This is a genomic window from Haloglomus halophilum (assembly GCF_024298885.1).
Lineage (GTDB): Archaea > Halobacteriota > Halobacteria > Halobacteriales > Haloarculaceae > Haloglomus > Haloglomus halophilum.
Window position 1 is genome coordinate 3,991,986 of record NZ_CP101166.1, and the last position, 13,477, is coordinate 4,005,462.

7 protein-coding genes are annotated in these 13,477 nt (G+C 68.9%); all 7 read right to left on the reverse strand.

Translation table 11 applies throughout. The features are described 5' to 3' along the window. Positions 1 to 58: 58 nt before the first annotated feature. Positions 59 to 2,095 (reverse strand): type II secretion system F family protein, encoded by a 2,037-nt coding sequence (locus NL114_RS19455; RefSeq protein ID WP_254822574.1) that lies wholly within the window; start codon positions 2,093 to 2,095, stop codon positions 59 to 61. Next, positions 2,092 to 4,149, reverse strand: coding sequence for a type II/IV secretion system ATPase subunit (locus NL114_RS19460; protein ID WP_254822575.1), 2,058 nt, complete (start codon positions 4,147 to 4,149; stop codon positions 2,092 to 2,094). The genes NL114_RS19455 and NL114_RS19460 overlap by 4 nt, the downstream gene beginning before the upstream one ends. Before the next feature lie 203 nt (positions 4,150 to 4,352). Beyond that, on the reverse strand, positions 4,353 to 5,975 hold the full coding sequence (locus NL114_RS19465) for an Ig-like domain-containing protein (protein WP_254822576.1): 1,623 nt from the start codon (positions 5,973 to 5,975) through the stop codon (positions 4,353 to 4,355). 43 nt (positions 5,976 to 6,018) lie between these two features. Next, positions 6,019 to 8,559 (reverse strand): type II secretion system F family protein, encoded by a 2,541-nt coding sequence (locus tag NL114_RS19470; RefSeq protein WP_254822577.1) that lies wholly within the window; start codon positions 8,557 to 8,559, stop codon positions 6,019 to 6,021. Further along, entirely contained in the window at positions 8,559 to 10,448 is a 1,890-nt protein-coding gene (locus NL114_RS19475) for a type II/IV secretion system ATPase subunit (protein WP_254822578.1), read from the reverse strand. The genes NL114_RS19470 and NL114_RS19475 overlap by 1 nt, the downstream gene beginning before the upstream one ends. A 75-nt stretch (positions 10,449 to 10,523) precedes the next feature. Further along, positions 10,524 to 11,252, reverse strand: a complete 729-nt coding sequence (locus NL114_RS19480; protein ID WP_254822579.1) for a fumarylacetoacetate hydrolase family protein — start codon at positions 11,250 to 11,252, stop codon at positions 10,524 to 10,526. A 57-nt stretch (positions 11,253 to 11,309) separates the two neighbouring features. Then, positions 11,310 to 13,367, reverse strand: coding sequence for a hybrid sensor histidine kinase/response regulator (locus tag NL114_RS19485; RefSeq protein WP_254822580.1), 2,058 nt, complete (start codon positions 13,365 to 13,367; stop codon positions 11,310 to 11,312). Between the last annotated feature and the right edge of the window lie 110 nt (positions 13,368 to 13,477).

Genomic DNA, 13,477 nt, shown 5'->3' on the forward strand with positions numbered 1-13,477 from the left:
ATAGCCCCCGTAGGGGACAATACTGCAGAAGGGCCGAAGCGCGGTAGCCGTCCTCGTTTCAGACGAGGACGAAGACGGCCATCGTCAGCACGACCAACCCGATGGCGTATTTCAGGCCCACGAGGGAGTCGTTCTCGGCGAGCTTGCCGGCCAGCAGTCCGCTCCCGATGGCCTGGATGAGCGCCGAGTGCAGGAACAGCATCCGGTAGAGGTCCACCGGGATGTTGTCGAACGAGAGCGGCAGGTCCTGGCTCGCGCCTCCCGTGTCCAGCGTCGCGATGGGTCGGAGGTAGCTGGCGTCGAGGATGACGATGACCATCAGGTAGACGAGGAACCCGATGACGACGACGGCGATGTAGGCCGCCAGCTCGCGCCGGCGCGCACGCTCGATACGGGCGCGGTCGCGAGCGTCCTCGGCGGCGATGCTGAGGACCCGCGCGAGGTCACCGGACGACCGGAGGCCGTCCGAGAGGAGCTTCATGCTCCGGGACAGCTGTGGCGTCTTGAGCCGGGCACCGAACGACAGCAGCGCGCGACTCACGTCGTGGTTCCACGCGATGTCGTTCTTCACGCTCCGGAGCTCCTGAGCGACGGGGCCGGTCTGGTACCGCGAGATCAGCTCCAGCGCGTCCGGGAGCGGGATGCCCATCTTGTTCGCGGAGGCGAGGATGTTCAGCGTATCCGGGAAGCGCTCCGTGATGGCCTTCTGTCGGGCCGCCCGCATCTCGACGAACACCGAGAGCGGTACGGTCACCAGCAGGAACGGGACCACGACGAGCCAGCCGGTCGTCCGGACGGGTTCGCTGCTGAACGCCGATAGCGAGGGCTCCGCGAGCCCGGCCGCCACGGCGACCACCAGCGCGACGAGTGCCAGTGGGACCGTCACCAGCAGCGTGTTCAGGGGTTCGTCCTTGAACGTCCCGGCCGGGTCCGAGAACAGCTCCCGGAGCGCGAGCCGGCGGGCGCGGCTCTGGTAGATACCGTAGCGCTGGTCGTCATCGAGTTCCGCCAGGTCGAACGGCAGTTCCTCGGTGGGTTCCGGGGGATTGGTAGTCGAGGGCGTCTCGAACGGCGCCGAGAGCACGTCGATGAAGACGAGGAACGCCAGCATGCCCACGGGGAGCACCAGGTAGATGAGCGAGCTCATCGCGCTGATGGTGCTCCCACCGATGAGGCTGATGACGACCATCGTCACGACGAGGAACAGCGGCGCGGCGACGAAGCCGACGACGAACACCTCGGCCATGATGGCCAGCGTCTCGAGGAAGTCCGACTGCTCCTCCTCCGCGGCGCGGAGGTAGGACTCGGCCTCGCTCTCGAAGAACGTGGTGACATCACCACCCGCGTCGAGCACGCCGAGCATGTCGTCGAGGAACCCCTCGAAGCGGTCCGAGGGGGTCAGGTTACGCGCGCTCTGGAGTGCGCTGTACATGTCGCTGCCGAACAGGTCGATGTCGTTGACGACCATCTCGAACTCGTTGGCGACCTCGCCGTACACCTCCTCGGCGTCCGCGATGTCCCGAAGGACGCCGAGCAGGTCCTGCCCCCCGTACGACAGTGCGTACATGTAGACGATGGCGTGGGGCAGGGTCACGTCGATGGCCTGTCGCCGCGAGGTGACCACACTGGCCGGGTAGTAGTACCGTCCGAACCAGATGCCGGCTCCGACGAGGCCGGTCAGCACGATGGTGATGGCGCCGCCGGCGAACAGCGACCGGTTGGCCTCGATGTAGCGCGCGAGCCCACCGCTGAACTGGATGGGACTTCGCAGGTCCGAGAGCACGCCGATCTGGACGAGGAGGGCCGTGAGGAGCACGCCGAGCACCGCGCCGAAGAGGCCGCCGAAGAGGGCGAACCAGAGACTGTGCGCGAGGTACTCGTCGTAGGTCGCCCCGATACGGGCCTGGTTGAGGGAGCGCTGGATGCCCGCGTAGCGAGACGGGTGCAGCTTGAAGTACGTGCGGACGCGGCCGTACTCGGCACGCATCCGGCGACGCTCCTCGTTCGTGACGGGGCGGTCACTGGGTCGGGAGACGAGCCCGATCTCGTTCATCTCGGTGTCCTCCAGGGGCGTCCCCTCGAATTCGCCGCTCATCGCTCCTCACGCTCGGGGTCGTCGCTACCGCCGTCCGCCCCGCCGGAGCCATCCGCGGCCGATTCTGGCCCCGGAGTGCCGCCGTCGGTCGGCGAATCCTGTGACGGACGGTCGTCGCCGTCGGGCGGCTGCTCTGCGACCGCCGCTTCCGGGAGGTCCCCGGAAGCAGTCGCGGTCGTGGCCCGGAGCAGTTCCTCGTAGGTCGTGGCGTCCAGCGCCGGCGCGGTGCCGGCACCGGGGGGAGCCGCTCCGTCGCCCGTGATCATGTCGTGGACCGCGGCACCAGCCCCACCGTGGGACCGGACGTCGAAGTCGGTCGGATCGAAGGTCCCCTCGACCACGGCCTCGAGCACCTCGTCGGGGCTGCGGGCATAGGTCTGGACCGCGGCCGCGACTGCCTCGTACTCCCGGATCTCCTCGTCGACGAGGTACTGGAGGACGCGGCGGCGCGCGTCGAACTCGGCGTCGAGTTCGGCGTCGGTCCAGCCGCGTTCGCGGGCGATCTCGGTGAGGACCTCCGACTCGCCGACCCGGTCGTGCGTGTCGGTCTCCGGGTCCCACCGGAAGATGTCGTTCCAGGCGACGCGGTCCCGGTCGGTCCCGTCGGCCTTGAGCTCGGCGATGGTGGCGTTCCGTCGAACGCGACGGTCGCCGAGGAACGTCTGCCGCTGGATGCTGATGACATCGAGGTCCTGCAGCATCTGCGTCGGCACGGACAGCGGCGGGTTCTGGAGCCGCGAGATAGCCGTCTCCACGCTGTCGGCGTGGATGGTCGTGTATGCGGTGTGGCCCGTCCCCATCGCCTGGAAGAAGGTCAGGGCGACGTTCTGTTCGGTCCGGATCTCGCCGACGAGCAGGTACTCGGGGCGCTGGCGGAGCGCGGCCTGCAGGAGGTTGTACATCGTGACCTCGCCGCGACCCTCGCCGCTGGCCGAGGAGCGAGTCACGGACTGGACCCAGTTCTGGTGGGGGAGATCGATCTCGCGCGTGTCCTCGATGGAGACGACCTTCGAGTGCTGCGGGATGAAGAAGGACACCCCGTTCATCGAGGTGGTCTTCCCCGAGCCGGTGCCGCCGGCGAAGACGAGCGACTTGTTGTTCTCGATGGCGAGCCAGAAGTACGCCATCTCCTCGACACTGAACGTGTTCCACGACGCGAGGTCGACCGGCGTGTACGGCACGTCGGCGAACTTACGGATGGTGAAGTTCGCGCCGCGGGTGGAGACATCGCCGCCCAGCGTGAGCTGGACCCGCGAGCCGTCCGGGAGCGAGGCGTCCACGAGCGGGTCCGCGATGCTCACCGACCGCCCGGAGCGCTGGGCCAGCTGGACGACGAACGCGTTGAGCCGTCGCTCCGTGAACGTGACGTTCGACGGCAGGTCGCGGTACTCGCGGTGGTAGACGTACACCGGGACGCCGGTCCCGTCACAGGAGATGTCCTCGATGTTCGGGTCCCGCATGATGGGGTCGATGGGGCCGAAACCGAGGAACGTCCGCCGCAGGTGGTAGAGGACCTTGTGGAGCGTTCCAGGGGCGACCGTGGCCGCGTGCTCGTCGATGAGGTCGCGGGCCTGGGCCATGAAGGCGCCCTCCCGGTCGCCGGGCGCGAAATCCATGTAGATGAGCTCGTTCCGGAGCAGGGTCACCAGGTCCGCACGGACGTACTGTTCGAACTGGTCGAGCATCGGCTCGACGACGTGGTAGCGGTACTCGTTGCGGTTCGCGTCGTACAGCACGGAGATGTAGGCGAACGGCTCCCTGACCCAGCGGCGGTCGACCTCCTCGTACCCCTCGAGGTAGGAGAAGTCGAAGAACGACTCCGAGATGAACTCGTCGGCGGGCGCACCGAACGGTTCGGCGCCCTCGCCGGCGAAGTACTCACGTACGTCCGCGAGAACGGCCTCGACGGTCGGGTGGAGCGGCTCGGCCTCTGGTTCTGGCCCGGATTCGGCGACGATCTCCTCCGTGGCCGGCTCGACCCGCCGGATGGCCGGCCGTGGAACGTTCTCCCTCCCACCGTCGGCGAGCAGCATGGGGGCCTCCCGGGCCGTCATCGGCCGATACCCCCCTCTCCACGTAGATTTTGCGAAGTAGACATAGCTGTTTTAAAGCCTTAGCAGGTAGTAAAGATTGCGGCGTGCTATGTCCCCACACGAGGACATATTCAACCTTCAGAGCCGTCCGTGGACGATTCTGACCACCCGCGTTACTGACGAGCAGGAACGAGGACGGGGGCGACCGTGTCGGCCGGACCCAGTCAGGGAGTCTCGCCGATGAAGAACGTCTGGGTCCGCTGGTTGCCGCTGGAGTCCTCGAAGACGACACTGAGGACGAAGAACTCCTGGCGGGACTGCCCCCCGCGGAGCGGGGCGTCGAAGTCGAAGACGTACGTCTCCTGATTGGCCGCCCCCTGCTGGATGGTCACGCCCGACCGGATGGGAGAGAAGTCGTCCGTGACCGTGAGCACGTCGTCCTCGCCCGGCGGTTCGTCGACGATGTTCTGGAGGCGGTTCCCGTCCGCGTCCGTCGAGAACACCCTGGCCCCGGTCACGCTGGCTTCCGCGCTGATGAACGAGATGCGGGCTTCCCGCATCGTGTACGTGTCGTCCCGACTCCGGAACGTCACCGTCATCTCGTCCTGTCTGTTCCCGGACCCGATCTCGGCATCGGTGTAGTAGACGCCGATATCCCCCCGATTGATCGACCCGGAGTCGTCGTCGCCGCCACCCGGACCGGTGCTGGCGGTCAGGTCGTACACGACGCTCAGCGGGTCACCGTCGGCACCGGTGCCGCCGTCGACGGTCGCCGTCACGGTCACGGACTCGGACGGCGTATGCGAGAGGGTCGCACGCCCCTCGCCGTCCGTGGTCACCGTCTCCGTCGTGGTGGCCCCGTCCCCGTCGTCGATGGTGAACGTCACGTCCTCGCCGGCGACGGGGCCGTTGTACTCGTCGCGGACCTCGACCGTGAGGTCGGTCGGTGTTCCGGCGACGACGGAGCGGTCGGTGGCCCCGTCAGCGGTGACGTACGCCGGCGTCGCGGTGTACGGCGCCGACCCGACCGCGACGCGCGCCAGTTCGAGTTGGTAGGTGGTGTCCTCCTCGAGCACGACCTTGACCGTGTTCCCGCTCCCGGGGTCGACCCGCGCGACGTACCCCTCGGTCATCTCGTCCTCGAGGAACGCCTCCCACTCGGCTGCCGTCGCTCCCGTCCGGACGGTGAGGGTGATGTTGTCGTCGGGGACGGCGGGGTCATCGTGGACGCGGACGGTCTCCGTCGGCGCCGACTGGGCGGTGACCGGAACCGAGACATCGCCGACCCGGGACTCGTTCCGGCGGCCGGCCAGCGCCGTCAGCTCGATTGAGCGCCCGTCGATGAACCCGCCGGCGTCGATACGGCGGGTCGTCCCGTCGCCGAACGCGTCGTAGACGACGCCGTGCGAGAGGACGGTCGTCGGTGCGTTCTCGTAGATGTTGTAGTCGACGCGGTAGACGAGCTGTCGGGACTCGTAGGGCAGGGCGTCCCCGTCCCAGTAGTCGTCCGTCTCCGCGTCGCCGACGGCCTCGGCGTTCTCGATGCTGAACCGCGAGGTCTCCGTCGTCAGCGTGCCGGACACCGGGGGCGGGTTCCGGAACAGGAACCGCGTCGGGTAGTCCATCCCGACGGTGACGACGGCGGTGCCGCCGTTGCCGCTGGCGGCCGCGTCGCTCAGCGCCGCGTCGAGTCCCAGCAGGTCCGCCTGGACCTCCTGGTTGTGGTCGAACTCCACCTCCTCGTTGGCCGCGGGGACGGCGTTGGTCTGGAAGATGACCAGCGAGATGACGACCAGCCCGAACACCAGTATGGCCCCGATTATCTCCGAGACGGCCCGATCATCCATTTCATATCCGAATTTCATTGTTGTGAGCGATGTTCGTTGGTTATCAGATGAAGGCGAACACGACCACCGACAGCCCGACCAGGCCGAGGCCGTACTTGAGCCCGCTCCGGATGCTGTTGTCGGCCAGCTTCCCCGCGAGGAGCCCGCTCCCGAACCCCTGGATGATGGCCGAGTGGAAGAAGAGGAGCTGGTACTCCTCGATGGGGACGTTGCTGAACGAGATGGGAGCGCGCTGCTCGCCGATGTACTCGGCCTGTTCGGCCGCGGTCTCGGCGACCGGCGCGAGGTAGCTCGCCTCCAGCGCCACCACCACGAGCAGGTAGACCAGGAACCCGATGACGACGATGGCGATGTACGAGACCATCTCGCGCTGGCGGTCGCGTTCGAGCCGGTAGCGGCCGCGAGCGTCCTCGGCGGCGACCGACAGCACCCGCGCGAGGTCGCCGGACGAACGGAGCCCCTCGGCCAGCAGGCGCGTGGTCCGGGCGAGCTGGGGCACCTCCAGCCGGGAGCCGAAAGCCAGCAGCGCCTCCCCGGTGGAGGCGTTCCAGATGATGTCGTTGCGGACCTTCCGGAGCTCCTCGGCGACCAGTCCGGACGAGGAGCGGACGACCAGCCCCAGCCCCTCCGTCAGCCCGATGCCCATCTTGTTCGCGGAGGCGAGGATGTTCAGCGTGTCCGGGAACCGCTCGGCGAGCTTGCGCTCGCGCCGGGTCTTGCGCTCGTGGTAGTAGGTCAGCGGGAGCGTGGCGAGGAACAGCGGGAGCACCACCAGCCCGGTCGTCGTGAAGACGGGGGCGTCCAGCAGTGCCGCGTAGGTCGTCTCGACCACCCCCGCGACGACCAGCGCGACGACGACCAGAGCCGCCGCCGGGACCGAGACCAGGAGCGTCGCGTTGGGGCGCTTCCGGAACAGGCCCAGCGGGTTCGACGCGATGCTCCGGAACGAGTCCAGCTGTCGTGCGCGCTGGTAGGACCTGATGCGCTCGTCGGGCGGCCCGTCGTCGGCGTCCGACCCGTCCGGCCGTCCGTCCCCGGCCGCGTCGGCGGACCCTTCGGCCGCCGTGTCGGGCCCCTCGGCCGCCGCGGCGGGCATCGTGGGCGTCGACCCCTCGTCGCTCACGGCAGCCGTGGTCCGTTCCAGCAGCGACTGCTCGTGCATGGCCGGCTGGTCCGCGGCGGTCCGTTCGAGCCGTTCCGTGTCGGCCGTCGGCGGGGTATCCCGGGCCCGTGAACCCGAGAGCGGCCCCCGGTGGGACGCGTCGTCGCCACCCCAGGCAGCCGCGCCGATGGGCTGGAACTCCCCCGCGCCGGCCCCGCCGGCGAACGCCCCCCTGTCGGGCGCCTCCACGTGGCCCGTCTGGACGAACGGCGAGGAGAGCACGTCGACCAGGACGATGAACGACGCCATCCCCACCGGGATGACCAGATAGACCAGCGAGGCCACCTGCAGGAGCGTCTGCCCGCCGACGAGACTGATGACGACGAGGATGACGATGAGAAAGAGGGGCGCGGCGACGAAGCCGACGATGAACACCTCGCTGAGGATGGCCAGCGTCTCGAGGAAGTCGGCCTGCTCGTCGCGCGCCTCCTCGAGGTAGTCCGCGGCGGCATCTTCGAGGAAGACCGTCACGTCGCCCCCCGACTCCAGCAGGCCCAGCAGGTCGTCGAGGAACTCCTCCAGCCCGTCGCTGGGCGTGCTGTTCCGGAGGTTCTGGAGCGCGGTGAACGTGTCGTTGCCGAACAGTTCGAGGTCCCGCAACACGGTGTCGAACTCCGCGGCGACCTCCCCGTAGGTGTCGTCGGCCTCGGCGACCGCCCGGAGGATCTCGGTCAGGTTCATCCCCCCGTGCGACAGCGCGTACATGAAGACGATGGCCTGTGGCAGGGTTATCTCGATCTCCTGCCGGCGTCCGGAGACGGTCAACACCGGCGCGTAGTAGAAGCCGGCGAACGTGAGCCCGCCGAGGACCGCGGCCAGGATGGCACCGAAGCCGACGGCCGCGAACGGGAGGCGGTACTGCCCGACGAACGCCCCGAACTCGCCGCCCAGGCCCGTCGTGATACCGGCGAGGACGCCGGTCCGTGCGAGCAGGACGGCCAGCAGCACACCCAACAACGCACCGGCCAGTCCCGCCGCCAGCGAGACCAGCGTCGCCCGGGTGAGGTACTCGTCGTAGGACCGGGCCATCCGGGCCTGATTGAGGAGGCGCTGGTAGTCGGCGAACTCCCGATGCCGGGACCGGAAGAACGTCTCGAGGTAGCCGATGTCGGAGCGGTACCGCTTCTGGAAGGACTCGTCCGGGCCGGCCGGGCCGGGGAGCCCCTCGATGATCTCCTCCGGGTTCTCCTCGTCCGGGGGCGATGGCGGCGACTCGGCATCCAGCTGGGGGTCCTCCTCCCGGTCACCGTCCGGGCGACGGCTCCCCGCGCTCGCGTGGCGGGACGAGAGCCCGTCCGGGTCACCGGGAACGGGGTCCGCCGTCGGCGCGCCGGGACGGTCGTCGACGGGGTCGTCCGGCGCTGGCTCGTGGTCGTCGTCTGTCGCCGAATCACCGTCCGGGAGCGTGTCGTCGTCGGTCATCAGGCGACCTCGTAGCCGCGGCTGCGCACCTGTTCGAGGACGTAGTCAGGGTCCTTCTGGTAGAGGTGGATGACGGAGGCCACGTCGCGGTAGTCGGTGATGTCCTCCTCGACGAGGAACTCCAGAACAGCCTCGCGGCGGTCGATCTCCCGGCGGAGTTCCGCGTCGGTCCACCCGCGCTCGTCGGCCACCTGGGCCATCACGTCGGACTCGCCGACCCGGTCGTGCGTGTCGGTCTGGGCGTCCCAGTCGAAGATGTCGCGCGTCCGCACGCTCGTCGGGTCGGGCTGGTCGTCGACCACCTCCACGATGGTCTGGTTGCGCCGGACGCGCTCGTCGCCCAGGAACGACTGCTTCTGGATGCTCACGATGTCGAGGTCCTGTATCATCGCCGTCGGCACCGACAGCGGCGGGTTCTGGAGCCGGTTCAGCACCGTGTCGATGCCGTCGGCGTGCATCGTCGTGTAGGCGGTGTGGCCCGTCCCCATCGCCTGGAAGAAGGTCAGGGCGACCCGCTCCTGGGTCCGTATCTCCCCGACGAGCAGGTACTCGGGGCGCTGGCGGAGCGCGGCCTGCAGGAGGTCGTACATCGTGACCTCGCCGCGGCCCTCCCGTGTCGTCGACGAGCGCGTGACCGACTGGATCCAGTTGGAGTGGGGCAGGTCCACCTCGCGGGTGTCCTCGATGGAGATGACCTTGCTGTTGGGCGGGATGAAGAAGGAGATAGCGTTCATCGAGGAGGTCTTCCCCGAACCCGTGCCACCCGCGAAGATGAGCGACTTGTTGTTCTCGATGGCGAGCCAGAAGTAGACCATCTCCGCCAGCGAGAACGTGTTCCAGTTTATCATGTCGACCGGGGAGAACGGCACGTCGGAGAACTTCCGGATGGTGAAGTTCGCCCCTCGCGTGGCGACCTCGCCGCCCATCGTGAGCTGCAGACGCGAGCCATCCGGGAGCGTCGCGTCCAGCAGCGGGTCGGAGACACTGATGGTCTTGCCGGCCCGCTGGGCCAGCCGGACCGTGTACGAGGAGAGCCGCCGGGCCTCGAAGACGACGTTCGTATCGAGGTCTCGGTAGGCCCGGTGGTAGACGAAGACGGGGATGCCGGCACCGTCACAGGAGACGTCCTCGATGGCGGGGTCCCGCATGATGGGGTCGATGGGGCCGAACTCGAGGAAGTCACGGCGGAGGTAGTAGAGCAGTTTCCGCCGCGCCAGCCGGGACGCGCTACGGGCCCGGTCGGCGACGATGTCGGTCACCTCCGACTCGAACACCTCCCGCCGGTCGGCCACGGAGTCGACATCCTTGTACAGCAGCGTGTTCCGGAGGTACTCCACCAGGTCCGTCCGGACGTAGCTCTCGAACTCGTCCAGGTCCGGCTCTGTCACCCGGTAGCGGTACTCGCGCTCCTCCGGGTCGTACACCACGGAGACGTAGGCGTACGGCCGGTTCACCCATCGCCGCTCGACCTCCTCGTACCGTTCGAGGTAGGAGAAGTCGAAGAACTCGGAGATGTCGAGCGACTCGGCGTCGATTTCGGGGTCCTCGAGGAGGGACTCGCGGACCTCCGCCAGCACCGCCTCGCGGACCGCCTCGAGGTCGCTGTCGAGCGAGTCGGGTTCGTCCGGCGTCTCGTCACCGAGGACGCGGGCAGCCCGCTGCCCACCGATCTCGGCGTCCTCGTCGGGAACGTCCCCGTCGGTGTCGAGCGCCGCATCACCCACACCGGGCAGTGAGCCCTCACCGACCGTGCTCCTCCCCTCGCCATCGGTGCGTCCCCCGGCGCCGTCGGTGACGACATCCGAGGAGTCCCGGCGGTCCCGGGAAGCGGCTCCGACCTCGTTTCCGTCCGGCGAACTGGCCTCGCTCGCCGGGCCCTCGTTACTCATTGGGGGATACCGACACGGTGCGTTGATAAAGACTGTCCCGTCCACGGCGGTCGGGTCTGGTCCGAGATGGGCCGGTCAGTCGTCCCGCTCGCCGACCGTGTTCCGAAGCGTCCCGATGCCCTCGTAGCGGATCTCGATATCGTCGCCCGGCTCGACCAGCCCGGGGTTGGCCGGCGACCCGAAGGAGATGACATCGCCCGGCTTCAGCGTGAACCGCTCGGACATGAACGCCACCACCTCGCGGGGCTTGATGAACATGTTCTCCGTGTTGTCGTACTGGCGGCGCTCGCCGTTGATGTGGGTCTCCATCTCCAGCCCCACCGGGTCGACATCGGTGTCGACGACCGGTCCGAGCGGGCCGCTCGAATCGAACGCCTTCCGGGCGGTCCGGCGCTCCTGGTCCAGACAGTCCAGGTCGTTCAGGATGGTGTACCCCTCGACCACGTCGTCGACCTCGTCCTCGTCGACGTGCTTGCAGCGCTCGCCGATGACCGCGGCCAGCTCGCCGGCGTAGGTGAGTTCGTTCGAGAACGTCGGGTACGGGATCGGCTGCTCGGGCGGGTGGAGCGAGACGGGCGGTTTGATGAAGAAGTCCGGCTCGTCGGGGATCTCGTAGTCCATCTGCTCGACCTTCTCGCCGAAGTTCCGGCCGACACAGTAGAACACCGACGGCTCACAGGGCGCCAGCAGCGTGGCCTCGTCGGTCGTCGTGTCGTACGTCCCGGAGTCGACGGTGACGACGCCGTCCTCGTACTCGCCGCGCTCGACACCCTCGTCCGTCTCGATCCGTGCAAGCTTGGGCATTGTCGGCCTGCCGGCCGACGCGGGTACGAGTCTGTCGGTTTCCGGTTCGGACCGGTGTCAGTCGATGACATCGACGCCCGTGAACTCGAACCGGGCGCCGCCGGCAGCCGAGTCGGTCACGGTGACGTCCCAGCCGTGGGCCTCCGCGATCCGCTGGACGATGCGAAGCCCGAACCCGGTCCCGTCGTCGCTGGTCGAGTAGGCCTCCTGGAAGACGAGCTCCCGGCGCTCCGGCGGGATGCCGGTGCCGTTGTCGGCCACGGAGAACCCGGAGCGGCCCACCCCGAGTGGCTCGACGGTGACGACCAGACGCTCGCCGACCGAGTCCCCCCCGCCCGACCCGCCGCCCGCCGGGACCTCCTGGGCCGGCTGGCCCGTATCCCGCGGGGACCGGCCGTGGTCGACGGCGTTGGCGAACAGGTTCTCGAACAGCTGGCGGAGCCGCGCCGCGTCGGCGAACACGGTCTGCTCGGCGTCGATACGGAACTCGGCGGCCGGTGCCTCCACCAGCCCGGCCGCCTCCGTCGCCACCTCGCCGAGCGCGACCGGCTCGAACTCCGAGACCGCCTTGCCCTCCTGTGCCAGCGTCAGGAGGTCGTCGATGAGCGTCCGCATCCGTTCGAGCCCCCTGCGGGCCCGGTCCAGTTCGTCCACGTCGTCCGTGGCCTGCGCGAGGTCGACCGAGCCCCGCACCACGTTCAGCGGGTTCCGCAGGTCGTGGCTCACGACGGACGCGAACGCCTCGAGCCGCTCGTTCTGTCGTTCCAGTTCCCGCTCGCGTTCCTTCCGCCGCGAGATGTCACGGACGACGCCGACCGTCCCCCGGAACGACTCCTCGAACGGGAGCAGGGAGACGTGGTTCTCGCAGGCCCGGCGCTCGCCGTCGGCCGTCACGATGGTCATCTCGTAGGTGCCGCGCTGGCTCCCGCTCTCGAGTAGCGACCGGATGAGCGCCTCCCCCTGGGCCACGTCGCCCGGGGGGAGGACGATGTCGACCGTCTCGCCGACGAGCGTCGCCTCGTCGTGTCCCGTCATCTGGACCAGTCGGTCGTTCACGTAGCGGAACCGGCCCTCCTCGTCGATGACGTACACCGGGTCGCCCGAGGCCTCGACGATGTTCTCGTACCGCTCCAGTTCCCGTTCGCGTCGTTCCAGACGACGACGGGCCGCAGCGCCGTCGAGGGCACCGGCGATGGTGTCGGCTAGCTCCTCCAGCACGGTCAGTTCGCTCTCGTCGAAGGCGTCGCGGCGGTCGGCGTACACCGCGAGGATGCCGTGCCACGACGCCGGCCCCTGCAACGGGAGCACTGCGACGGACCGGAACCCGTACTCCGCGGCCACGTCCCGCCACGGGGCGAACGTCGGGTCCTCCGGTATCGCCTGTGCGACCTGTGGCTCGCCGGCTCGGACGGCCCTGCCGGCCGGTCCGTGGCCCTCCGGTGAGTCGTCCGTGCGGATGTCGATCTCCTTCACGTACGCGGCCGCGTCCCCGCCGGTGGCCCGGATGTGCACCTCGTCGGTCGGCCCGTCCGCGTCGCCGAGCCAGGCGAACCGGTACGGTTCGGCCCCGGCGAGGGTCTCACAGACCGTCCGCTCGATGGCCGCCGCGTCGTCGAGGCGGGCGACCCGCCGGTTGAGGCGACGGATGAGCTGGTTGACGCGCTTCAGTTCCTCCGCGCGGGCGCGCTCCCTGGCCCCCTCGACGGCGTTCCGGATGCGGTTCGCGAGCACCACGTACTGTTCGAGCTTGCGCCCCTTCCGGATGTAGTCGGTCACGCCGGCCGCGATGGCCTCGCTGGCGACGGCCTCGCTCCCGCTCGCCGTGAACAGGAGGAACGGGAGCCTCTCGTGGCCTTCGCGGACGTTCCGTAGCAGTTCGAGCCCGTCGCACCCGGGCATCTCGTAGTCGCTGACAACCGCGTCGAACGGCTCGGCCGCGAGCCGCTCGGGAACCCGCCCCGGGTCGTTCTCCGTCTCGACGGACAGGGCCTCGTCCGCCCGCTCGAGGCTCTTCGCCGTCAGCTCGCCGAACGCCGCATCGTCGTCCACGTGGAGAACTCGAACGTCTCCCTCGGGCCCCACCCCGGAACCGGCCCCGTCGCTAGAGACGTACATACCTGGGCGTTTCGGGCGTTACGATATAAACGAGCGCTCCAGACGAGGGTCCGCCCTCATACGCGGCATACTCCGGGGGAATGTCGTTCGACCGCAACACGGCGGCGGGG